Genomic DNA, 22,909 nt, shown 5'->3' with positions numbered 1-22,909 from the left:
AATGGCAAACTGCCATATTATAGTGTTCTTGACAAATATTCGAACCGCATGTCTTTGATGAATAGTGACCGCGTGGTTTGGAGTTAGCAGATGATTGACCCATTGCCCGGTGACATCTTTCGCAAGAACCAGGTCCTCAACAATACCTACGAGATCGAGGGTGTGCTCGGCCGCGGCGGAACGGGCGAAGTCTACCGCGCCAGCAACAAGATCACCGGCCGTGTCGTGGCGCTCAAGGCACTCAAGCGGGAGCTGTCCGCCGATGCCGGCTATCTGGAATTGATGAAGCGGGAAGAGGAGATGCGCGGCATCTCGCATGACGCGGTCGTGCGTTATACCGACTGCAGCCAGACAGCCGAGGGTTACGTCTATCTGGTCATGGATTACGTCGCAGGTACGCCACTCAACGACTATCTCGAGCGCGGCGGGATTTCTTCCAGAGACCTGCTGGTCGTGGCCCAAAGAGTGGCGGAGGGCCTGGTTGCGACACACGAACGCAAGATCGTCCATCGCGATCTGTCGCCCGACAACATCATCTTGCGCAGCGGCCGGCCGGAGGAAGCCGTCATCATCGACTTCGGCATTGCCAAGGACAGCAAGACGGGCGCACGCACAATCGTCGGCAAAGAGTTTGCCGGAAAATATGAATATGCAGCGCCCGAACAATTGCACGGGCAGGCCGAGCCGCGATCAGACCTTTACGCCCTCGGCGCATCCTTGCTTGCGACCTTTCGGGGAAAAATTCCCAACGTCGGAACGAGTCCCGGGGAGGTTGTCCGCTACAAGGAGCGCCGGCTGGACACAACGGGCGTTCCGGAGCCGCTCAAGGCGTTGATCGACGATCTCACCCAACCCGACCCATCGCGACGCCCGCCAACGGCTGCGGCCGTCGTCAAGCAGGTGGGGGAGATGTTGCGGACCGATCGCAGCGGCCAGAAGGGCGGTGGGAGCGGCGCCAGTCCAGGCAGGCGGCACTGGCCGGCGATCTTAGCCATTGCTGTCGTCGCGGCTATCGCGGGACTTTGGTTTGCCGGCTTTGGCGACAGCCTGTTTGTGAAAAGCCTCCCGATCCAGGCACCCTATAAACTCAGCGCCGGGCTCGACGGGCAACACCAGGCGACCTTGTCCGGCTTTGCTCCCGATGCCGACCAGCAACAGGCGATATTGGCGGGTTTTACGCGCACAGCCGGGCAGCCAGCACCCACGGATGCGCTTGCACTTGCGAAAGGGGAACCTTCCGAGCGCTGGGCACAGGACATCGACGGTTTTTTCGCCGCCGCCGACGGGCTCGACGAGTGGAAGCTCGATGTCTCGGACCGCACCGTCCGCCTGACCGGCCTTGCACCCGACAAGACAGCACGTGACACTGTCGTCAACCGGTTCAGCGAGGCGAGCAAGGCCGCCGGCTATCAAGCTGTCGTGCGGATTGCCGCAGGACCGAGAAGCCTGACGACCGACCAGCTGAGATCGACCATCGCACCGTTGGAGACCTGCGGTCCGCTTGTCGTTCAGCCACCGGAAGGGGGAAACTTTCCTCTTGGCTCGACGGTCGCCATTCGAGGAAACGTTGCGGAGAGCGGCGATATCGAAGCGCTCCGGCAAGCGCTGGCACCGCGGCTAGGTGATCGCGATCTGCGATTTGATACGACAGTGCTCAACAATCAGTTGTGTGTCGTCCAGTCATTGTTGCCCGAGGTGCCGCAAGGGCCGATAACGATCGTGCTCGGTTATGGTGACAAGTCCGAACCGAACATGTCCGGCATCTACTCGGTCGGCGACAATCCGGTCATCGATGTGCTGGCTCCGGCCACGATCACGGAGGGTTATCTCTGGGTCGCGATCGCCGATGTCACCGGCAATCTGTTCAACGTTCTTCCCAACATCAAGCGGCCGGACAACGCGCTTTCCGGTCTCGGGACGGTGTCCAATGGCATGCGTACCATCCGTGTCGCCTACTCCACCGCAGATGGAGCGACCGATCCCGCAAAGCTTTCCTTCGCGGTCGACAATACATTCGGCAGAAGCCTGATAATCGCGATGCAGACCGACCGCCCTCTATTCTCTCAGCTACGCCCCACGACCGAATCCACGAAGTCCTTTGCCGAGGATTTACATACGGTTATTGCCGGCGGGAAGGTTTCGATCCTATCGACGACGACCCGATTGATCGACACTCGGAATTAATGCCGCTCATCGATAAGTGGCATTAGTACAGAGCGAAAATTTATGCTAAAACAGGATCGCGAGAAGAATATTCGGTAAAGCGGGGGATCTGTTGTTCGACTCTGCGCTCTGGTTGAATCCGATAAACGGTGACAACCCGTCCGGCGAAAGCCTACGGAACGACGGACGATTCCACGAGCTCGAACGCCTCGTACAGCCCCAGATCGAAATCAGCCGCGACGAACGCAACAACCCCGTCGCACGAACGGAAGTGCCGGTCGACTGGTCAACCGTGCTTCGCAAGTCAGAGGAGCTGCGGACGCACGGGCGCGATCTCAGGCTGCTCGTGATTGTAACGCGTGCCCTTGCAAATGAGCGGGGACTGGCCGGCCTCGCCGAGGGGTTGAGGCTGATCGGCCAAACCTTCGACATGCACTGGCAGACAATGCATCCGGAGCTTCGCGACGGCCTGCCTCCACGCGAAGCCGCTCTTCGTCGCATCAACGCACTGATCCAGCTTCAAAATGACAAGGATGGCCTGCTCGGCGATCTGCGCAAAATGACGTTCTTTACGGCTCGTGGCGCTGGCCCGGTGACAGGACGCGATCTGGAGCAGGGGGCGATCGACAGCCGCACCGTCCTGAACGAAGCGGCGCCGGGTTTGAGTGCGGCCGAAAAGGCCTCGCTCGTCAGCGAACATGAGCAATTGGTCAATCGCGTGCGGTTCGGGTGCGCGGCATTTGGCGAACAGGCCGCTGATGACGCCGCGGCGCTGGCCGCCGATGCACGGGCTGCCGTCGCAGCACTGGAGGCGGCCGAACAGTCGCTCAACCTGCAGATCGGCGGCGACTTGCGCGTTACCCTGCCGGATCTGAGCCGGTTTCTGCAGCGCGTGGCGGCGACCCTGGAGCGTACCAAGCTTAATGCGCAACAGGAGAGTCAGAAAGAGGACACTGCCGGCGACGAACCTGCGTCGGCTGCCACCAGCGCTGCGGCAGACCAGGCACCGAACCAACCGGCAACAGTCTTCCCCTCCCGCCTGAGCTCGCGAGACGAAGTCACGCGCTGCATCGACCTCATCATCGCTTTTTACGACCGTACGGAGCCATCAAGCCCCATTCCCCATCTGGCCCGCAGGATCAAGCGAATGGTGCCAATGGATTTTCTCGAGCTCATGGAGGACCTTGCTCCTTCCGGGCTGAAAGAATTCCGGCTTCTGGCCGGCGTTTCGGAAAGCAAGAAACCTGCCCCTGGGACAAAAGGTGACCACCAATGAGCGAAACTAAGGCGAAGGTAATCGAACGCAACAGGGCGCCTCGCGTCCAGATCGCCTATGAAGTGGAAACATATGGCAGCCCGACCACGATCGAACTGCCTTTCGTGATGGGGGTGATGGCAGATCTTGCCGGTGCGTCCCAAACGCCAGAGGCACTCAAATCCGTGCGGGACCGGACCTTTGTCGAAACCGACGCTAACCGGTTCGGGCGCTTCATGGAGGCACTGAGCCCGCGGGTCAAGGCGCGGATCAAGAACACGCTTCCCCAACCGCCCGGCGAAGAGCGTGACGAGGAACTTGCCGTCGACCTGACCTTTACGAGCATGGGTGACTTCGCTCCGGACCGGATCGCCGAACAGGTTCCGCAGCTCGCCGAACTGTTGAAGATGCGCCGCCAGCTTGAGGAATTGCTGGGCTTCATGGATGGCCGCGTCGACGCCGAAAAGCGTATCGCCCAGCTTTTGAACAACGAGCCCCTTTTGGCAAAAATCGCCGACCAGGCGATTGATGATGGCAGCAAGTCGGAGGGCTGAACATGGCCGAGCAGGAAAGAACCGCCGCTGTCGACGTCAAGGAAGCCGAAGGCGTCGATCTTCAGGAATTCAGCGACCTTCTTGAAAAGGACTTCAAGGTCAAGAAGGATGACAGCGACAAGCTGCAAACCCTGGTGCAGAATCTCGCGCTTGCAGCGCGCGCGCGCTCGCAGTCGACGACAATTTCCTCGAATGCGATCAAGTCGATCAAATCCCTGATCTCCGGCATCGACAAGCTTCTGACCGAGCAGGTCAACGAGGTTCTCCATGCGCCCGAAGTGCTGCAGCTCGAGGGAACATGGCGCGGTTTGTGGTATCTGGTCAACAATACCGAGACGGATCAGAAGCTGAAGATCCGCGTCATGAATATTTCAAAAGAAGCCCTGGCCGACACGCTCGAAGACTATGAGGGCCAGATGTGGGACCAAAGTCCCATATTCAAGAAAGTCTATACGGACGAATATTCCATGCTTGGCGGCAGCCCGTACGGCTGCCTGATCGGTGCCTACGAGTTCTCCAACCACCCGAAGGACGTCGCTCTCCTTCGCAACATGTCCGGCATCTGCGCGTCGGCGCACACGCCCTTCATTGCAGCCGCCGCCCCGCGACTCTTTCGCATGGAAAGCTGGCAGGAACTGCCCAACCCCCAGGATCTGCAACAGATTGTCTCGTCGCCCGCCTACGCGTCCTGGCAGTCGCTGCGAGAGAGCGAGGATGCGCGTTACATCGGTCTGACGATGCCCCGGGTCCTTGCGCGCCTGCCCTACGGCGCGGAAACCATTCCGGTAAAGAGCTTCGCCTTCGAGGAGGATGTCCAGGGCGATCATCATCGCTACGTATGGATGAATGCCGCCTTCCCGATGGGGGTCAATATCAATCGAAGCCACAAGCTGTTTGGCTGGGGCACGCAAATTCGCGGCGTCGAGAACGGCGGAGCGGTCATCAATCTTCCAGTCCACAATTTCCCGACTGACGATGGTACCGTCGCGATGAAATGCCCGACGGAGGTCGCCATCGACGATCGCCGCGAGGCAGAGCTTGCCAAGCTTGGGCTCATGCCGATCCTGCATCGCAAGAATACAGACATCGCAGCCTTCATCGGTGCGCACTCGCTACAGGATGACGAGACGCGCGCCGGGCGCCTGGTCGATCCGGATGCACAGGCCAATGAGCGCCTGAGCGCAAATCTGCCGTATCTTTTCCCGGTTTCGCGTTTCGCCCATTACCTGAAGGCAATCGCCCGCGACAAGATCGGTTCGTTCAAGGAGCGGTCCGACATGCAGATCTGGCTGACGGAGTGGATCAATCGCTACGTTCTTGCCAACCCTGCCTTTGCCGACGACAAGGCCCGCGCCAAACGGCCGCTGGCTGCGGCCGAGGTTCAGGTCGACAGCGTCGAAGGCCGCCCGGGATGGTACAATGCCCGGTTTTATCTGCGCCCCCATTATCAGTTGGAAGGCATCAATGCGTCACTGCGTCTCGTATCGGAGCTGCCGTCGACGAAGAGCTGAATTCACAAGGGAGGTTATTCATGAAAATTGACGGTTTTCTCAAGGTGCCGGATATCACGGGACCGAGCGTTCGCGATGGCCACGAAGACGAGATCGAAATCCACGGCGTGGAGTTTGAAATGGTCGCCCCCTACGATCCCAATTCGCTCTCGCGACGGGGCCGTGTCAGTCTGGGCATGATCAATTTCATCAAGCACTATGACAAATCCTCGCCCTATCTGAAGAAGGCGCTGTTCGCCAACACGCTTCTCGGCGAGGTCAAGTTCTCCGCGCGCAGAACGATCGAAGGCGAGACGAGCGATTATCTGGTCGTTACGCTGAAGGAGGCTTCGGTCACCCAGTACAATATGAAGCCAAGTGAGGACGAACCCGATCTCATCGAGGAGCGCGTCGGCTTCGCCTACAAGAACATCACGTTCAACTATGACGACAAGGACGAGGTCGAAATGGATGTCTATGTCGGCAAGTGACGGCTGGCGAAAAGAAGTTGGAAGAGAGTTGAGACCGCTTGGCGGGCACCAGCGCGCAACCCGCGAAACGATCCAGCCATCCTTGTGGGATCGCCTGGTCAATGATTTGCCGGGGCTCGGCTCCGAGATCAAAGATCTCCGGCAGATGTTGCAAAGCGAGATAGACGCAGAGCGGCTGGACGCGATGGTGGCCGGCGGCGTCGGGCAAATAGAGTCGGCGACGGATCTCAGTTTCGAGCAGAAGAAGAACATCCATCGTCTGCTTTCCCTGGAACGTCGTCGTCTGGAACTGGAAAGTCGCGGCGTGGTCGTTTCGAGCGATGTGCTTCGTGAAGCGGTGCGACGCGACATCGAGGCGCTTTTCAATGTGCAACGTTTCGAATCCTCGCCCCTTTTGACCGATGCGGAGGCCGACCTGGTGGGCGAGAACCCTCCCTCGCTTGAAGATTTTCCGCTGGTGCGCCGCAGTGTAGTCAATTACGGCGTGCCGCCATTTTCGGGCCGCTCATCGCGTGATTTCGACCGTGAGGAACTCGCCAAGGAAATCGCACAAGTGCTTGCGGCATTCGAGCCCCGGCTCAAAGAAGGCGCAACAAAGGTGACCGTCAGCCTTGGCGACAAGTCGATTGGCCTGAGGATCGATATTGACGCGCTTCTCCTGACGACGCCCGCGCCAGAACGGCTACGCATCCGCACCATTCTCGATCTCGACAACGGCTCGGCGAGAACCGAGTTGAAGGACACCTGAAATGGATCGGGTCTTCCTTGAATATTATGAGGAGGAACTCAGCCATATTCGCGCGCTTGCCGCCGAGTTTGCCCATATGCACCCCTCGATCGCGCGCAATCTTTCTCTGGATACCATTCCGTGTCCGGACCCCTTTGTCGAACGGCTTCTTGACGGCGTCGCGTTTCTGGCAGCCCGCACCCGCCAGAAGGTGGACGCAGAAAGCACGCGCTATGTCCGCAGCGTGCTTGAAAACTTCTATCCCGACCTCGTCTCGCCGGCACCGGCAACGGCCATGGCCTTGCTGAAGCCCGGCCAGCAAGTTCAAACCATGTTTGCCGGTCACCTTTTGAAGCGGGGAACGCGGCTCGTTTCCAGCGTGAGGCCTGGAATTTCGACAAGATCCATCTTCACCACGGTCCAGGACGTGACGCTCTGGCCGCTTACAATCAGGTCCGTGACCTACATACAGGACCGAAGCGCACTTGCGGCGGCGGGGATCGGCGCCATTGACGGGGTTGCCGGCGCGTCCGGGTTGAGCATCACCATCAATCGAACCGGCAGGGGCAAGCTCGCCGACTTGACGCTCGATCGCCTGGACTTTTATTTCAGTGAGAAGAGCAAGGCGCCATTGCTCTTCGATACGCTATTTGGCGCCTGCGCTGGCGTTGGGGCGCGCCCGGAGGGGCGCGACAACCCCCTGAAGCCACTGCCCGCGCCCGAGATGGTCGGCATATCTGACGACGAGGCGCTCATGCCTCGCACGCGCGAAACCTTTGAGGGCTACCGCCTTTTGCGCGAATATTTTATCGCCCCCGAGCGGTTTCACTATGCGCGTGTGACGGGGATGCGGCCGGTCGTTCGCCAATGCGGCGAGAGGCTGGAACTGGTTTTCCTGCTTCGTCGGCCCGTTCCGGAGCTTGCCGGCCTCACGGCCAAGGATCTGGAGCTTTTCGCAACGCCGATCATCAACCTGTTCGAGCGCTCCTGCAGCGTCATCGAGTTCGATCCGCGGCGGACCCGGCAGGTCCTCCACGCCGATCGAACGCGGCCGCGCGATTTCGAAATCTATCGCGCGGTGCGTGTGGAAGACGCCGATGGCGAAGGCTCCGACGCCGAGATACCAGCTCTTTTCAGTCTCGGTCAAAACCGAACAAACGGTTGGGTCTATTTTACAGAACGTCGCCCACGGCGGCCGAGCGAGGACGAGCTTCGTCAGGGACAAACCCGCACATCCTATGTCGGAGACGACGTCTTCATCTCGCTCTCACGCCCGGCACAGTCGAAAGCGGGGCGACCGCTCAAGCGAATTGAGGTGACGGCCCTTTGCACCAACCGGGACTTGCCGATACTGGACGACACGCCCTCCCTTACGCTCGAAAGCGGCGATCCTGTCGAGACCGTGCAATTGCTTGGCGCGCTACGCCAGCCCTGGCCTGCCATTCCGGCAACGCTTCCGGCCGGCGCCGTCGAAGCCTCAAGAGCCGATGAGCTCGCCTGGCGCTTTATCGCGCAATTGTCGCTGAATTTTCTCAGCCTGGCGGAGGAAGGCCGCGGGGTCGACCCTCTTCACGCCCTGCTCGATCTTTATGCACAGCGGGGAGATCCAAGCCTCTCGCGCCATGTACGCGCCATTGCGCGAGTCGAGGCCCGGCCTCTCATCGAGCGCCTGCCGATCGCTGGGCCGATGTGCTTTGCCCGCGGCAGCGACATCACGCTCCATGTCGACCAGTCGGTGCTTGCCGGGCATAGCAGCTTGTTGCTTACGGCGCTGCTCTCGAGGCTCTTTGCACGCTACGCGGCGATTAACGGATTCGTGCGCACAAGAGCGCGGATCCTGCAGAAACAGGAGGATGTGCTATGGCCGATAACGCCGGGCAACCGCTTCCTGATCTGAAGAATGAAGTCGTCGGATCTGCCGAGCAGTTCGACTTTTTTGAGCTCCTGCGGCGGCTCGAGAATACGGACATGATCTTCGGTCAGGCAGGCCCGCCGCAGCGGGAACCGGCCCGGCTCGGACAGCACATACGGCTTGGTTTTGCCGTGCAGGACATCGCAAGGCTCGAGCCTTCCACCGAAACAGCGCCCGCCCGGGTAACGGTGGCGACGATCGGCTTGCTCGGTCCCGAAGGTCCGATGCCGCTTTATCTGACGCGCTGGGTGCTGGATCGCCTGTCGCAGCGATGGTTTGCCGGTGCCGACATGCGCGAGGTCAGCGACACCACGTTCGTCGACTTCGTCAATGTGCTTCAACATCGCATGATCGCACTCTTCTACCGGGCGTGGGCGGATGCGCACCCGGCCGTCCAGATCGAGCGCGCCGAGGGCGGTCGCATTCGTGCCATGGCGGCGGCCATGGCAGGAATCGGCCTGCGCGGCAGGGCTGAGCGTCAGCCGACCGCGATCGACCTGACGAAGCTTGCTCACGCCGCAGCCCTTGCCCATCAAGTCGACGGGCCTGAGAGGCTCACGCAGTTTCTTGGCGATCATTTCAAGGTTCCTTTCAAGCTTCGCGAATTTGTCGGTGTCTGGATGGACATACCGCTAAGGATCCAGTCCCGCCTTGCCGGCGCCCACGCACAGCTTGCCAGAAGCGCCACGATCGGGCCGAGAACATTCCAGCGACAGCAACGGATCGAACTTTCCGTCGGACCGTTGACGCTTGGAGATTACGCAGCCTTTCTGCCTGGCAGCGAGCGTCGCGCAACCTTGCAAACGGCAATCCGCGATCTGATGGGAAACGGGCTCGATGTGGATGTCAGGCTCGTGCTCAAACGAGACGAGGTTCCCGCAGCCAAGCTGGGACAAGCGCGGCTCGGGCATATCGCTTGGCTCGCTCCGAAACAGGATCGAGGCGACGCAGCCGATTTGTGCATGCGCACCCTCGTTGGTTTTCGTCCTGAGATTGCGGAGGCCACCGCATGGCCTTGATCCTTACCCTCGAACAGTCCCCCAGGCCCCAGGCCGTGCGCCAGATGCGGCTCGTCGAGGGCGAGCTCGTCATCGGTCGTAGCGCAGACGCCGACTGGCGGATCGACGATCCGGACATGTATGTTTCCCGTGCCCATTGCACCATTGCTTGCGTTCACGGTCGATATCAGGTGACGGATACGTCAAGCGGCGGCCTCTTCGTAGACGGGGCGCGCGCACCACTTGGAGCGGGAAATTCCGCCCCGTTGCATGACGGCGCCCGGCTGCAGCTCGGCAATTATGTCGTCCGTGTCGAGCTGCAAAGCATGCAGGCAGAGCGCCCGTCTGAACAAACGACATCGCCGCCGCCGATCGGCTTCGAAGGGGATTCTTTCTTCTCGGAACGCATCGAGCGGGTTGAATCCCCCCGGCGACCCGCCGGATTGCCTGACCCGTTCGAACACCCCGCTGCGGCGCCGTTTGCCGATCCCGACCGACAGGAGCCGAAAAAAAGCGCGCCCCTGTTCGACGATCCGTTCAGCCTCGACCCGCTACCGGCCCAGCGGCAGGACAATCGGGCCTGGGATCTTTTTACGACGGGCACGGCTGCAGAGCCGCCGGCTCCGGAGCTCGCCACACCACAAGTCGGGCCGCAAGCCAATCCGGAACCACAGACGGAGCCGAGGCAGCAGAAGACAGCGCCGATCGAGACCGACCTGCGCGACGCCTTTCTGCGCGGATTGGGCTTCCGTGGCGAGGAGTTTCCGTCTGCCGATCCCGTCGTCCAAATGGAGAATTTTGGCCGGGAGTACCGGATGATGCTGGAAGGGTTGATCCATCTCCTGCGCAAGCGGGCCGAAGAAAAGGGCGAGGCCCGGATCGCACAAACTGTTGTCGGGGCCTCCGAGGTCAACCCTCTCAAATTCATGCCGACCGTCGACGACGTCATCGCGACGTTCCTCACGCAACGCAATGTCGGCTTCCTGCCGCCCGAAGCGGCGATCAACGGCTCCATCCGCGATCTCGCCCACCATCACGTGCGCACCTGGCGCGGCGTCCAGGCCGCGCTGGCAAGGATGGTGGAGCGCTTCGATCCGGCGGCGCTGGAAAGCGAATTGAAGTCTCAATCGGCCTGGGACGCGCTGCTTGCCGGCGGGCGACGGGCAAAGCTCTGGGAACTTTACGAGAAACGCTATCGCGAAATTGCCAGGAGCGCATCAACGCGCTTCCTCGGCGAAATCGGCAGCGATTTCCGGGACGGCTATGAAGAGAGGGAGAAAGAATGATGCTTAACCGACGTGGTTTCTTGATGATGCTCGGTGCGACAGGCTTGATTTCCGGTTGCATGAGCGGTCCGCCAAAATCCTCGACCGTGACCGTAAAGGCGACAGGACAGGCGGGGATGAATCTTGCCGCTGATGGCGGGGATCGCCCGGTGACCGTGCTCGTCCTCAGGCTCAAGGATGTCGGGAAGTTCAATTCTGCCGATATTTTCGCCCTCCAGTCCGACCCTGCTTCCGCACTCGGGGCAGACCTTCTCGGCTCCGACCAATTGACCGTCTCTCCCGGCGGATCGGCCACCAAGACGGTGGCGTTCCCGCCGGAAGCCACGTTCCTCGGAGTGGTCGCGTTTTTCAGGACGCCCGGCGGCCGTGTCTGGCGACAGGCAGTCCCGGTCAAGCCGGAATCGACGGTGACGGCGAATGTAGCATTGAGTAGCGGCGGCATGGCGCTCGCGCTCGCCTGAAAGGAGGGCGTTCCAGCATGACGGATACGAATAAGGTGCTTTGGTCCGAGGGACTCTTCCTTCGGACGCAGCATTTTCAGCAGCAAGACCGGTATACCGAGGCCCTGATACGCGGCGCGCTGCAGGCGGGGAGGTTGCAGACCTTCGGCTTTAGATCCCTTACGCTGGATACCGCACAGCTTGAAGCAGGCCGCGTTGCCGTCTTGTCGGCGCGCGGCATTTTTCCGGACGGCACGCCCTTTTCCATTCCCGAGACGATGGATGCGCCGGTGCCACTGACCATCACCCGCGAAATGGGTGCGGGGGCGGTGCAGCTTGCGCTGCCGCTGGAACCGCCAGGCGGCGCTTGTTTCGATGCCGCTCATAACGAGCCGACCGGAGCCCGTTATAAGGGACAGATCGAACGCGTGCGTGACGCCGTCAATGGTGGCGCCGATCCCGAAGAGATCGAGATCGCCCGCCCTCAAGCCCTGCTCCTGTCGCCGCTGCAGGCGACCGGCGGCTATACCGCGATGCCGGCTGCGAAGGTCGACGGGCTGCTGGCCGACGGCAGCGTCGCGATGGGGGAAAACTTTCTGCCACCAGCCCTGACGACCGGAGGCGTGGCCTTCTACGGCCAGTTGATGCAGGAGGTGATAACCGGGCTCGACCGCATCGCCGAAGCACATGGCAAGATGGTTCTTGGTGGCGCCGGCCGCAGCGTGGAAAATCTGCTGGTCCTCGAACTTGCCAACACGGCGCGTCCGCGGCTGGCCCATATGCTCCCCCAGGAGGTTTTTCACCCGGCTGAACTCTTTCTCGAGCTGAGTGGGCTTGCGGGGCGAATGGCGACCTACGGCTCCGGCTCCCGACGACTGACCGAGCTCCCGACCTATGAGCACATGGCGCCGGGACCTGCCTTTGCGGCACTCGCAGACACATTGCGTTCGCTGCTGCTCAGCCTGCGTTATGTCGAGCCGAAGTCGCGGGCACTTCCCGTACTCAAGCACGCGACCAATGTCTGGAAGGTTCGGGTCGACAATCCCGAATTGCTGACCGCCAGTCGCATTGTCGTGCGGGTCGGATGTGACATGTCCGAGGAGGCGCTGCGCAAAATCTTCGTCGATCAGGTGACGGTGGGTGCTGCCGACGAATTCGAGGCCCTGTGGAAGTCACGACTGCCGGGCATCCGTCTAAAGCCGCTTCATTCGCAGCCTCGCGAGATCCCCTATGACGGTGACCGTCTCTGCCTTGAACTCGATCAGCGCAGCGAACATTGGGAATCCCTGCTGCGTTCGCCCGGCTTCGTAATCGGCGTGTCCGGCGTTTTGCCCAGCGAACCGCAAGTCGACTGCTATTCGGTTAACAGGTAGCGCCATGGCAAGTGAGGATCCATTCGGTCTTTCAGGCGATAAGGGTCGTACACGCATCCGCCCCCCGCCCCCGGCGAGCGCAAGACAGCTTCCTGCTGGCGGAATCCTGGCAAGAAGGGCGCGGTCTCATCCAAACAGACTGATCAGTGCCTTTGCAAAGTTGCTCGAATTTGCACCGGAACTCGAAAGTGCGTTGCCACCGAGCAATCCAGAAGTGCTGCGAACGAGACTGATGGAAGAGCTCGTTTCAGCGCGAGACGCTGCGGTGGCGTCGGGTTCGGCCCTTGCGCGGGCGGACTCGGCTGCCTGGGCTGTCGCCTCGCTTCTCGACGACCTTGCGCTGAACACGCCCTGGGGTGGAGCAAGCGCGTGGCCGCGCCAGCCGCTGGTCGTCATGCTCCGTGGCGATGTCGATGCCGGAGCGCAATTTTTTGCCCGGTTGGAAGAATTGGAACGCCATCCCGGTCGTGATCAGGAATTACTCGAGCTTTATTATTTCTGCCTGGCGCTTGGTTTTCGCGGCAAGTACCGCGTGCCCGGCCGTGCCGGCGACCGCTCGATCAGCGCCGTTCGCGCCGCCGCGGCTCGTTTCCTGCGTGACGCCGATGCTGAAGCTGCCCCGCTCTCGCCCAGATGGGAGGGCGTTGCGGCGGCCGACGAGCCATCCCGTTTTGCCGTGCCGATCTGGGTCCTTGCCGTCGTTGCGGCAGCGCTGTCGACGGCAATTTACATGTTGCTGTCGATGCGGCTCGATACCAAGGCTGAGGAACTCGCAACGCTGGTGCGGGCACTGCCGCCGCCCGAGCGGGCGGAAATATATCGCCCCGAGAAGCGGACACCACCGCCGAACGCACCACCCGTAGAGCCCGTTATCATCCAATTGCTGCCGGAATTTCGCGTCGCAGCGCCGGCTTCCCTGCTGCCGGCCCTGAAGGGAAATGAAAACGCCTCTTCAGTCACGCTTCTTTTGCAGTCAAGCACACCGGAGCTTTTCCAGTCTGCCAGACCCGAATTGACGAAGGGCTTTGAACCCCTCGTTGCTTCCATTGCAACGGTTCTCAAGCAGAATGCGGAGCTGATCGGCGGCATCACCATAACCGGGCACACTGACAATGTCCCGCTGCAAGCGAGCAATCCGCTGTCCAACAACCAGCGCCTCTCCGAAGCCCGCGCTGCGACGATTGCCTCATTGCTGGCCGCCTCCGGCGTGCCGACAGGGCAGCTGAAATCGCAAGGACGCGCGGCGACACAGCCGCTTGCCGCAAACGACAGCCGCGAGGGTCGGGCCGCCAACCGCCGCATCGAAATCCTTATTCAAAAGAGGCTCTGAGATGGCGATCTTCCGGTTCCTCTGGGCTGTTCTCACCTCTCGCTGGCTCTGGACCTTCATCGGGCTCATTTTGCTGTCCCTCATCGTCTGGATATTCGGTCCTATCGTCAGCGTCGGAGACAGTGCGCCGTTTGCTTCCGAGATCGTGCGACTGGTCATCATCGGCCTTTTGTTCCTCGTGTTCATCATCTGGTGGGTTGCGGCGCGGCGGCGTGCGGTGCGCGCCAACCGTCTCTTCGTTTCCGAGATTGCCCCGCAGCCCGAAGCTCCGCCAAGTCCAGCTGAAGAGGGCATTGCCGCCGTCGGAGCGAAATTCCGGGAGGTCATGGCGGATCTCAAACGCCAGAAGGTCGGCGGCCGAAAGTTTCTCCGCGAGATGCCTTGGTATGTCATTATCGGCCCGCCTGCGACGGGCAAGACGACAGCCCTCCGGCAATCCGGATTGAGTTTTCCAATCGATCTCACCGACGACCTTCATGGCGTCGGCGGCACGCGCAACTGCGATTGGTTCTTCACCGAGGAGGCGGTGCTGATCGATACCGCCGGTCGCTACGTTCAGCAGGAGAGCCAGCCGGAGGTCGATGCAGCGGAATGGCTGGGCTTCCTCGATCTCTTGAAAAAGCACAGGGGCCGTCGTGCGTTAAATGGCGTCATCGTGGCGCTCGGCATAGACACGCTCTCGGAAGACGATGCGGCGATCCGGATGCATGGAAGGCAGATCCGCAAACGCTTGACCGAGCTTCAGGAACGCATCGGGATCCGCTTGCCAGTCTATCTCATGCTGACGAAAGCGGACCTGATCAAGGGCTTCGAAAGCTTCTTCGGGGCGCTCCCGACGGCCGATCGTGAACAAGTGTGGGGAGTGACCTTCCCGCCAGGCGCCCGCATCGAGGGCATCGAAGTCACCGAGGAATTCTCGGCCTTGGCCGGCGTGCTCGAACGACGTCTCATTCCGCGTCTCGAAGGCGAGGAGAACCTGACCGCCCGGGCGGAAATATTTCGTTTCCCAGCCCAGGTCGAAAGCCTTTCAGAACCGGTTCGTGTGCTGATCGAGACCGTCTTCGGCGAAAGCAAATATGCGGAAAGCGCCTGGTTGCGAGGTATCTATCTGACCTCCGCCACCCAGGAAGGTACGGCAATCGACCGGCTGACGGCAGCATTGGCCTCATCCTTCGGCCTGCCTGCCCAACCCGTTGCACCAATGTTGCGGGCCGAAAAGCGCAGCTTCTTCCTCAAAGACCTGCTGACGAAGGTCATTTTCAAGGAGGCGGGCCTCGGCACCTTCGATCCGGCTGCAGAGGATCGGCGCATCTGGATATGGCGTGGCGCCGCCGTAGCAGCAACAGCGTTCGTGGTCATTGCCGGTCTGTTGTTCACGATATCCTATCGGAAGAACGATGCCGCCCTCGCGGCGCAGGCCGAACAGCTCGAGGCCCTGCAGCTTCCCCTGACGCCGGTTGCAGCACGCCAGGCGCCGGTGGATCCACTCGACCTTGATTTGGCGCTCGAAGCCGCCACGGAAGTGGCGAATGCACGGACCGACCAGCCAGGCGGAATAGCTGCCGTGATAGGTCCTTCCGCTGAAACCGAAATTCGCCAGGCGCAGTCGGACGCCTATAACCGCACCCTGCGCAATATATTGGAACCTCGCATGGTCGCGCTGCTCGAGGCGACGATGTGGCGGCAGATCCGCGACCCCGAGTTCCAGTTGGGCGCGCTGAAAACCTATCGCATGATGACCGGCCTGTCGCCGATGGACCCGGACTTCGCCAAGCAATGGTGGACGGAGAAATTGCCTGAATCGGCCGCCGTGCCACCTTTCAAGACCGAGATGGCAGCGGATCATCAGCTTGCGGCGATCGACAATATGGCAACGGAACAGGCTTTCGTCGCTCCTGACGAAGCGCTGGTGGGCGAAGCGCTCCGCACGATCTGCTCGATCCCGCTGCCGCTGCGCGCCTATAGCGCACTGCTCTCCGATCCGGAGGTCACGGCGCTGAAGGAATGGATCCCGGCAGATCATGTCGGCCCGAATGGCCTGAAGGTTCTGGCACGGCGCTCCGACAAGACGCTGAGGGTCGGCATCAGCGGTGCCTTCACCTATGACGGATTCCATAACGTGATCCTAACCCGGCTCGAAGACGTCGCAACGCAGGCGGCGCTGGACCGCTCGGTTTTTGCCGGTGGCTGTTCCGAGAGCGCCAGCCCGTCGGTCGCCGTCCTCTCGCAAGATATCCTCAAGCTTTACTATGACGACTATATCGCCAAGTGGGACAGCTTCATGCGTGACGTCAGGCTTGCACCACTGGCCGACCTGCAGACCGCCAGCGAAAACCTCAAGGATCTCTCCAGCGCCGATTCCTCAATGAAGCGTCTGCTGACCGCAATCGTGCGCGAGACGGAACTGACCCGTGCCGATGACGACGGCGGCGGCCAGGCTCCTCCGCCAGGAGCATCCAAGCTTTTGTCCAAGCTTGGCAAGATCGGCAAACTTGCCGCCAAGGGCGTGAAGATGATGCCTGCAGCCGGCTCCAAGGCGGATGTAGATCTTTCGGGCGCGCTGGTCGCCGAGCATTTCAAACCCATCAAGGCTGCCATTGTCGAGGTCGACGGCCAGCCTCCCGCACTCAATGATGCAATCGCGGCCTTGACCGCGCTGTCGAACATGCTTCAGACCGTGTCAGCAAGCCCGGATGCGCAGGACGCAATGAAAAGACAGGGCGGACTGGCGGAACTGACCGGTGCAGTGGCAAAACAAGCCGTGACCCTTCCCGATCCGCTAGACGACTGGCTGGCCGGATTGGCCGGGAATACGAGCGCGCTGGCAACAGGGGCGGTCACTTCAGAGCTCAATGCCATCTGGCGTGCCGACGTGCTTCCCTTCTGCCAGGCAGCGCTTACCAACCGCTATCCGTTCGTCCCCGACAGCGCAATCGATGTCAATGTCGTCGATTTTCAGCGCGTCTTCGGTCCCGGCGGGCTGATCGACAGTTTTATCAATAATAATCTGGTCAACTACATCGACACGACCAGCCACCCCTGGAAATGGCGCTCCGACATCAAGCTCGATCCCCGCCCTCTGGCGGCGCTGGAACAGGCGCGGCTGATCCGCGACAGCCTCTTCCCGGGAGGCGCTGGGCCAATCCTGACCTTCACGCTCGAGCCCAAAGATCTTTCGCCGACAGTCAGCCGCGTGACCTTGAATGTCGACGGTCAGAGTCTCTCCTACTTCAACAACCCGACGCGCCCGCAGCCAATGACCTGGCCCGGCAAGGATGGCACCGGTGTGATCACCCTCGCCTTTCAGCCCCTCGACGGTTCGCCGGAAGTGATGGTCAGCGAGACTGGAAGCTGGGCGTTTCTGCGGATGCTGCGCGCCGGTCGGCTGAGCGGAACCAATCTTGCCGAGCTCTTCAAGCTGCGCCTTGCCGCCCAGGGCTATTACGCCGATTTCGAGCTCCGCGCGGCAAGTGTCGCCAATCCCTTCGACTTGAAGATGTTTGGGAGGTTCTCGTGCCCGACGCAGCTTTGATCCTGCCTGGATTCTTCGGAAAGCTGCCGGCGATGGGCGATTTCGTCACACGCCGCCTGCCGGCCTCCTTCGTCGGGCGGTGGGATCGGTGGATCAGCCAGCATCTGGTTCACCGATTTTCGCAAGGGTCGATGGAAGACGCTCCGGTCCTGCGATTTCTGCTCGGCGGGGAGACATTCGGCCCGATGACCGGCGTGATCCTGGCAAGCGCTGATCGTGCCGGCAGGCGGTTTCCGCTGACCATCGCCGCAGCGCCCCCACTTGCCGCCATTGAGATTGCAAGCGTTGCCGCAGACTGGTTCGGTCAGCTGGAAGCGACAGGGACGTCAGCAAGAGACGATAGAATGGACGGCGACGCGTTGGCCAGCGTCCTTGCGGCACTGCCTTACCCAGCGTCCAAGGCGTGCGATGGCCCGGTTCGCGGCATGGTTTTCTGGACATGGGAGCGTGAGGTAACCGCGATCGACGCTGCCATGCCCGATGCCGCGCTTGGGCAGTTTTTCCCCGAAGACGAGAGCCATGTCTGATGAGGATCTGGAACCAGACCGGTTACCCGACCGAATTCACGATGGGCATGGACAAGCAGGGTCGGGAATACATTGTCGTCGTCGTCAAGGGAACCTTCGACTTTCCCGATGTCGCGGGCGGCGTCGCGCAGAAATCGCCCGAGCAAGTCCCGCTGGTCATGGCCGACACCTACACTGGCGAACCGGGTTATTCGGCAACTCTTTGGGAATCCGACTTCGCGTTCCGCAAAGCGTTCTGCGACGTCATCGCCAATGGATGCGCCTACGCTCCGCAGGGCCGTCCAGCCGACCGCGTCACGGTCGGAATCAAGATTGGAAACTGGTCAAAGGTTTTCGAAGTCCTCGGTCAACGCGAATGGCGTGCTCGAGGCCCGACCTTCGTCGCGACGGATGCTGAACTCTTCCTGCGTCAGCCCTTCTCATACGACACGGCCTGGGGTGGCATCGACCGGCTCGATCCCGGTGAACAAACGCCCGCAAGTTACAAGCAAAACCCCTACGGCACCGGTTGGGCGCGCACGAGCAATCAGCGCTTTATTCCTGGCCTGAGGCTGCCGAACACGCAGGCTGTCAACGAAGAGATCCGCTCGCCGTTCGGCGACTATCGGCCGATGAGTTTCGGCCCCTATGGTCGAGGTTGTCCCGGCAGGATCGAGTTCGCGGGGACCTATGACCAGAATTGGATCGACAACATCTTCCCCTTCCTGCCTCCCGATTTCGATGAGCGCTATTTTCAGATGGCGCCATCGGATCAGCAGATATCTCACCCCAAAGGTGGTGAGCAGGTGATACTCATCAACCTTACTCCCGAGGGAAAGACCTGGTTTTTGCTGCCCGATACGGCACTGCCAATGACGATTTTTCGCGATGACGAGATAGTGCTCGACAAGACCATCCGACCCGACACGCTGCTGTTCGATATCGAGAGCAGGCGCCTATCAATGGTCTGGCGAGCAGAGGTGCGGATACGAAAAGTCATCACCGAATTCGGGGAGGCCTGGGTCGGTCCTCCGACTGCGACGATGAGAAGGGCTCGGGAAGAAGGCAAGCAATATATCCGGGACGTGGCAACGCAGACGGAAATGATCGCTGATGACGAGGTGGGCGCATGACGACCCGCGCGCTTGATGTCCTCGCCTGTGGGATGGTAACCGCCGTTGGTCTCGATGCGCCGTCGGCCTGCGCTGCCATACGCTCGCGCATTGATGGATTTCAGGAAACCCGATTTCAGTCGGGCCCGGATGAGCCGATCATCGGCGCTCCGATCCCGTTGATCCACGAAGTTGTGGGCGAGCAGCGTATGGCCTACCTGGTCGCAGCTGCGATTCGAGAAAGTTTGGATGCCTTGCCCACCGCCCGTGCAATGGCCACCCAGCTGGTACTTTGCATTCCCGAGGAAGGTCGTCCCGGTTCTCCGATCGAAGATAGCTTGCAGCTTGTACGCCGAATTGGCGATCTCCTTGGAAATTCGGCCACCCACTCCACGCGCGTGATCAGCGAAGGAAGGCCGGCAGGACATGCCGCCTTGCGAACAGCAGCGCGATTGCTGGCCGATCCGGACACGGACCACGTCGTCATCGCTGGCGTGGACAGCTATCTCACAGCCGGAACGGTCACCCACTATCTGGCCGAGAACCGGTTGCTGACGCCAGACAACGCCAATGGTTTCATTCCGGGCGAAGCCGCCGGCGCGATCCTTTGCGGCCGGGCGGGACAGGGCAATTTCCGACTCGCCGGGCTGGGGCTCAGTCGAGAACAGGCTTTCATCTACAACGGGCTCGATGAGGACGGGATGCATCTCCCCTTGCGTGGCGATGGAATGACGGCGGCTTACAGGGAGGCCTTGGCTGAATGCGGGATCGAAATGGCGGGTCTTGGCTACAGGATCGCAGATCTCATCGGTGAGCAATATTGGTTCAGACAATCAGCCCTTGCGTCGATCCGGCTGGTTCGCGGGGCCCACGACTTTCAAGATATCCGGTCTCCCGCCGAATCGCTCGGCAATGTGGGAGCCGCCGTCGTGCCGATCATGGTCGGAATGGCGATGACCGCAGCCGCCAAGGGCTATTCGGGCGGCAGCCCCGTTCTCATCGAGGCATCCAGCGACAATGGTGCTTGCGGTGCTGCGATCTTCTTATCCAGGGTGCCGTGATGGGAAATGTCTTTGCGAACGGATTGGAGATTTCGGGCAAGGACACCGATGGAAAGACCATCGCCGCATTCCCCGACACCTGTTTCACTCCGCCTCAGACGCCCGCGACGCCACCGGGTGTCCCCGTTCCCTATCCGAGCTTCGGTACGTCGAGTGACACCGACAAGGGCACGAGCACGGTCAAGATCGGGGGACAGACGGTCAACATCAAGAACAAATCCTATCTGTCGAAGACAGCCGGCACCGAAGCCGGCTGCGCACCAAAGAAAAACCTCATCACGTCCAAAAATATCGGCAAGGAGTATTTCCACTCTTGGTCGAATGACGTGAAATTCGACGGCGAGCCGGTCATTCGCTTCAGCGACATGGCGACCAATGACCACGCATCGCCACAGGCCGGTACGCCACCTTGGGTTCATGTGCTCTCGGCAAATGTCGGAGGAATAACGTGCGGCAAACTCCTGCAGAAGATGAACTTACGTCTGCATCCGCATAACAAGAAGAAATGTCCGCAGGGATATCAATCGGAACACTATGTCGGAAACGAATACTTTCAGCCCGATCGAGCTCACAATACCTCGTACGATCAGTGGAAGGATTACAGTGTGCGCACGGCCCCATGTGTCTGCATCCGTTCGATGAAGCACAAGAAGGGTGGTGGGTTCCAGGAAACCGGCAAAGGAAGCCGCAAGGACACCCCCCATGACACGAAGACGAAGGCGGTCAACGACTACAACGCAAAACTGGAGGCACAGACAGGCAGGTCGCCTAAGCTTCGCGGGGCTGTCGCAAAGGGAACGAAGTCAATCTCCGAACAACACAAGGAGTGCAAGAATTCCAGCCCTGCCACGCAAGAGAAGGTCGCGAAATGCCTGACTATGGTATTTATGGCTTATATTCAGAGCGTCGTCGGTCCTCCGCCTCCCAAGAAGTCAATGGAGGAGCTTAATGAGATGCGAACGATGCGTCACAGGACAGTGGCATGACCGGGCGCAAGACAGTAGATGGCGTCCCCTCACAAGACCTCTACCTGGAGGTGATGCGTGGCTTTCATCTTGGCGGCACGCTTTTTGGTGTTTCGATTGAACTGAGCGATGAATACAGGGAGCGCGGGCGTTCCTATCTGCTGTTGGTGGATTTTACAGGACGTAGCGCCCGGTTTCACGTGCTCTTGCAGCTGGAAAACCAGATGTTGTCGCACATCAGCAGTTCGCAGGATGATCATGTGCTTCTGGAAGTCGGCGGCCTGACCCATTTCCTGCGTGGCAGTTCGCACAGCACCGCACGGGCGCCGGAACCCTTCTTTCACAAGCTGTTTCGCCTGCCCGATGGGGCGCTCTTCACCTACGGCGAGGACGGCTGCGTGTGTCGTTTTGACGGCATTTCGTGGCAGCCGATCCAACCCCTGATATCGTCATTCCTGCGGGCGATGCATGGCCCGTCGGCCGAGCTCCTTCATGTGGCGGGCAATAATGGCACTCTCCTCCATCTGCAAGGGGACCGTTGGCGGCAGGTCCCGCTCGATTTCAACCGCTCAATCGAAGCGATCCATGTCTCGCCCAACGCGACGGTCAGCATCGGCTGCGAAGACGGCTTCTGCTTTGAGTACCGAAACAATGTGTTGAAAGAGATCAAGGCGCCCGATAGCGATTTCATGTCGATATGTGACTTCAAGGGCGCGCGGTTTTGGGGCGACAATGACTTCGGGGTTTTCGTCCAGGACAATCACGTCCTGAAAGAGTTCCGGGCCTTGGGCTTTGCCTATGCGATGCAGCCGTCGCCCGATTTGCTCGTCGTCACCGGGTGGAAGGAGATCTTCCTGTTTGACGGAAATTCCTGGTCGGGCTTCGAGTTTGGCTACGACGGACAGCTGTATATTCAGGTCATCGACATGAACACGCGCTATCTCTGAGCGCTTGCGCCGTTGGCGATCAAATATTCCCTGACTTTGTCCAGGTCCAGCTCTTTTACAGGGATCGATCGTCTGGCGCTCAGCATCCGCACCACAAACAGCTCGCCTGCCTCGGGAAACTCCGCATATCGCTCCTTGGCGATTTCCTGCCCTGTTTCCCCTGCCACTCGTAGCCCATCGAGATGAGCCTCAAGTCGCTCGACCAGGCGAGCGAGCCGCTCCTCATCCATGTCAGGATTTTCGTCCGGATGAAGGAGGTGATAATCGTAGACGGTCCATAAGAACGCAGCCATTTCAGCGTGCTGGCGGACGATTTCGTGAAGAACGGGCGCGGCTGCCATCAGTTGAGGTTCACCGATCCGCCGCGAATGCGATTGGCTGCACTTGCGTGGCTCGTCACATACGTGCCCCGAATGGTAATGTGCCCATCCCTTTCCATGATGATCGTCGCCTTACCGCAACGAAGTTCGATCCGCTCTCCGGCTGTGATCTGCACACGCTCGCCGTCACGAACAACATTCGGCGTCGGCGCCCCGCGCGCCGGATCGACGATGCGCCCTACGATTAGCGGCCGAGACGGGTCCCCACCCTCGAAGAGCAACGCTACCTCAGCCCCGACCATGGCAGACGTGAGCTCTGCCAAGCTTTTCGCACGGAGCGCTGTCTCCTCGGGGTTGCCGGGAAAGACGACCAGTGGCACGCCTGCATCGAAACCCAGCAACAGCCCGATGACCACTCCTTCAATCCGCTCCAGAATGTCGGACATA

20 protein-coding genes are annotated in these 22,909 nt (G+C 60.6%); 18 read left to right on the top strand and 2 right to left on the bottom strand.

What is annotated here, in order from left to right:
- Positions 1-90: 90 nt before the first annotated feature.
- The 18 genes from CO671_RS20615 (at position 91) to CO671_RS20530 (ending at position 22,142) form a co-directional block, all read left to right on the top strand.
- Positions 91-2,184 carry a serine/threonine-protein kinase gene (locus tag CO671_RS20615; protein WP_097607471.1) on the top strand — a complete coding sequence of 698 codons (2,094 nt, stop codon included), beginning with the start codon at positions 91-93 and terminating at the stop codon, positions 2,182-2,184.
- A 91-nt stretch (positions 2,185-2,275) separates the two neighbouring features.
- On the top strand, positions 2,276-3,439 hold the full coding sequence (gene tssA, locus CO671_RS20610; RefSeq protein ID WP_097607470.1) for a type VI secretion system protein TssA: 1,164 nt from the start codon (positions 2,276-2,278) through the stop codon (positions 3,437-3,439).
- Positions 3,436-3,972 (top strand): type VI secretion system contractile sheath small subunit, encoded by a 537-nt coding sequence (tssB, locus tag CO671_RS20605; RefSeq protein WP_097607469.1) that lies wholly within the window; start codon positions 3,436-3,438, stop codon positions 3,970-3,972. Before tssA ends, tssB begins: the two co-directional genes overlap by 4 nt.
- Positions 3,973-3,974: 2 nt before the next feature.
- Positions 3,975-5,483 (top strand): type VI secretion system contractile sheath large subunit, encoded by a 1,509-nt coding sequence (gene tssC / locus CO671_RS20600; RefSeq protein WP_170965019.1) that lies wholly within the window; start codon positions 3,975-3,977, stop codon positions 5,481-5,483.
- 20 nt (positions 5,484-5,503) lie between these two features.
- The gene (gene tssD, locus CO671_RS20595) at positions 5,504-5,953 is read left to right on the top strand and encodes a type VI secretion system tube protein TssD (protein ID WP_097581189.1); all 450 of its coding nucleotides are present in this window, start codon (positions 5,504-5,506) and stop codon (positions 5,951-5,953) included.
- Positions 5,940-6,701 carry a type VI secretion system baseplate subunit TssE gene (gene tssE / locus CO671_RS20590; protein WP_097607467.1) on the top strand — a complete coding sequence of 254 codons (762 nt, stop codon included), beginning with the start codon at positions 5,940-5,942 and terminating at the stop codon, positions 6,699-6,701. The genes tssD and tssE overlap by 14 nt, the downstream gene beginning before the upstream one ends.
- A 1-nt stretch (position 6,702) precedes the next feature.
- Positions 6,703-8,577: a type VI secretion system baseplate subunit TssF gene (gene tssF, locus CO671_RS20585; protein WP_097607466.1), complete on the top strand. Its 1,875-nt coding sequence runs from the start codon at positions 6,703-6,705 to the stop codon at positions 8,575-8,577.
- Complete coding sequence (gene tssG, locus CO671_RS20580) at positions 8,541-9,611, top strand: type VI secretion system baseplate subunit TssG (RefSeq protein ID WP_097607465.1); 1,071 nt, start codon at positions 8,541-8,543, stop codon at positions 9,609-9,611. The genes tssF and tssG overlap by 37 nt, the downstream gene beginning before the upstream one ends.
- Complete coding sequence (gene tagH, locus CO671_RS20575; protein ID WP_097607464.1) at positions 9,602-10,876, top strand: type VI secretion system-associated FHA domain protein TagH; 1,275 nt, start codon at positions 9,602-9,604, stop codon at positions 10,874-10,876. Before tssG ends, tagH begins: the two co-directional genes overlap by 10 nt.
- The gene (gene tssJ, locus CO671_RS20570) at positions 10,876-11,337 is read left to right on the top strand and encodes a type VI secretion system lipoprotein TssJ (protein WP_097581222.1); all 462 of its coding nucleotides are present in this window, start codon (positions 10,876-10,878) and stop codon (positions 11,335-11,337) included. Before tagH ends, tssJ begins: the two co-directional genes overlap by 1 nt.
- Positions 11,338-11,354: 17 nt before the next feature.
- Entirely contained in the window at positions 11,355-12,689 is a 1,335-nt protein-coding gene (gene tssK / locus CO671_RS20565; protein ID WP_097607463.1) for a type VI secretion system baseplate subunit TssK, read from the top strand.
- Positions 12,690-12,693: 4 nt separating this feature from the next.
- On the top strand, positions 12,694-14,019 hold the full coding sequence (icmH, locus tag CO671_RS20560) for a type IVB secretion system protein IcmH/DotU (RefSeq protein ID WP_097607462.1): 1,326 nt from the start codon (positions 12,694-12,696) through the stop codon (positions 14,017-14,019).
- Between the two features lies 1 nt (position 14,020).
- Positions 14,021-17,551 (top strand): type VI secretion system membrane subunit TssM, encoded by a 3,531-nt coding sequence (gene tssM, locus CO671_RS20555; protein ID WP_097607461.1) that lies wholly within the window; start codon positions 14,021-14,023, stop codon positions 17,549-17,551.
- Positions 17,533-18,078 (top strand): type VI secretion system-associated protein TagF, encoded by a 546-nt coding sequence (gene tagF / locus CO671_RS20550; protein ID WP_097607460.1) that lies wholly within the window; start codon positions 17,533-17,535, stop codon positions 18,076-18,078. Before tssM ends, tagF begins: the two co-directional genes overlap by 19 nt.
- Complete coding sequence (locus tag CO671_RS20545) at positions 18,078-19,190, top strand: DUF2169 domain-containing protein (protein WP_097607459.1); 1,113 nt, start codon at positions 18,078-18,080, stop codon at positions 19,188-19,190. Before tagF ends, CO671_RS20545 begins: the two co-directional genes overlap by 1 nt.
- Positions 19,187-20,230, top strand: a complete 1,044-nt coding sequence (locus CO671_RS20540) for a 3-oxoacyl-ACP synthase (protein WP_097607458.1) — start codon at positions 19,187-19,189, stop codon at positions 20,228-20,230. Before CO671_RS20545 ends, CO671_RS20540 begins: the two co-directional genes overlap by 4 nt.
- Complete coding sequence (locus CO671_RS20535) at positions 20,230-21,216, top strand: DUF4150 domain-containing protein (RefSeq protein WP_097607457.1); 987 nt, start codon at positions 20,230-20,232, stop codon at positions 21,214-21,216. Before CO671_RS20540 ends, CO671_RS20535 begins: the two co-directional genes overlap by 1 nt.
- The gene (locus tag CO671_RS20530; protein WP_097607456.1) at positions 21,213-22,142 is read left to right on the top strand and encodes a hypothetical protein; all 930 of its coding nucleotides are present in this window, start codon (positions 21,213-21,215) and stop codon (positions 22,140-22,142) included. Before CO671_RS20535 ends, CO671_RS20530 begins: the two co-directional genes overlap by 4 nt.
- On the opposite strand, the gene CO671_RS20525 is transcribed toward CO671_RS20530, so the two are convergent.
- Complete coding sequence (locus tag CO671_RS20525; protein ID WP_097607455.1) at positions 22,133-22,483, bottom strand: hypothetical protein; 351 nt, start codon at positions 22,481-22,483, stop codon at positions 22,133-22,135. The genes CO671_RS20530 and CO671_RS20525 overlap by 10 nt on opposite strands.
- A complete protein-coding gene (locus CO671_RS20520; RefSeq protein WP_010030317.1) occupies positions 22,483-22,908 on the bottom strand; it encodes a DUF6484 domain-containing protein in 426 nt (141 codons plus the stop codon). The genes CO671_RS20525 and CO671_RS20520 overlap by 1 nt, the downstream gene beginning before the upstream one ends.
- Position 22,909: the final 1 nt, after the last annotated feature.

This window comes from Rhizobium sp. M10 (assembly GCF_002531955.1).
Taxonomy (GTDB): domain Bacteria; phylum Pseudomonadota; class Alphaproteobacteria; order Rhizobiales; family Rhizobiaceae; genus Rhizobium; species Rhizobium etli_C.
Note: the sequence above shows the minus strand (reverse complement) of the source record. Positions and strands in the feature narration are given on the sequence as shown.

Coding starts and splice junctions, on each gene's coding strand:
- tssG (WP_097607465.1), top strand. CDS start 8,541: ATGGCCGATAACGCCGGGCAACCGCTTCCTGATCTGAAGAATGAAGTC.
- CO671_RS20530 (WP_097607456.1), top strand. CDS start 21,213: ATGACCGGGCGCAAGACAGTAGATGGCGTCCCCTCACAAGACCTCTAC.
- CO671_RS20520 (WP_010030317.1), bottom strand. CDS start 22,908: ATGTCCGACATTCTGGAGCGGATTGAAGGAGTGGTCATCGGGCTGTTG.
- CO671_RS20525 (WP_097607455.1), bottom strand. CDS start 22,483: ATGGCAGCCGCGCCCGTTCTTCACGAAATCGTCCGCCAGCACGCTGAA.
- icmH (WP_097607462.1), top strand. CDS start 12,694: ATGGCAAGTGAGGATCCATTCGGTCTTTCAGGCGATAAGGGTCGTACA.
- CO671_RS20545 (WP_097607459.1), top strand. CDS start 18,078: ATGAGGATCTGGAACCAGACCGGTTACCCGACCGAATTCACGATGGGC.
- tssC (WP_170965019.1), top strand. CDS start 3,975: ATGGCCGAGCAGGAAAGAACCGCCGCTGTCGACGTCAAGGAAGCCGAA.
- tssB (WP_097607469.1), top strand. CDS start 3,436: ATGAGCGAAACTAAGGCGAAGGTAATCGAACGCAACAGGGCGCCTCGC.
- CO671_RS20540 (WP_097607458.1), top strand. CDS start 19,187: ATGACGACCCGCGCGCTTGATGTCCTCGCCTGTGGGATGGTAACCGCC.
- tssK (WP_097607463.1), top strand. CDS start 11,355: ATGACGGATACGAATAAGGTGCTTTGGTCCGAGGGACTCTTCCTTCGG.
- tagH (WP_097607464.1), top strand. CDS start 9,602: ATGGCCTTGATCCTTACCCTCGAACAGTCCCCCAGGCCCCAGGCCGTG.
- tssD (WP_097581189.1), top strand. CDS start 5,504: ATGAAAATTGACGGTTTTCTCAAGGTGCCGGATATCACGGGACCGAGC.
- CO671_RS20535 (WP_097607457.1), top strand. CDS start 20,230: ATGGGAAATGTCTTTGCGAACGGATTGGAGATTTCGGGCAAGGACACC.
- tssJ (WP_097581222.1), top strand. CDS start 10,876: ATGCTTAACCGACGTGGTTTCTTGATGATGCTCGGTGCGACAGGCTTG.
- CO671_RS20615 (WP_097607471.1), top strand. CDS start 91: ATGATTGACCCATTGCCCGGTGACATCTTTCGCAAGAACCAGGTCCTC.
- tssE (WP_097607467.1), top strand. CDS start 5,940: ATGTCGGCAAGTGACGGCTGGCGAAAAGAAGTTGGAAGAGAGTTGAGA.
- tssM (WP_097607461.1), top strand. CDS start 14,021: ATGGCGATCTTCCGGTTCCTCTGGGCTGTTCTCACCTCTCGCTGGCTC.
- tssF (WP_097607466.1), top strand. CDS start 6,703: ATGGATCGGGTCTTCCTTGAATATTATGAGGAGGAACTCAGCCATATT.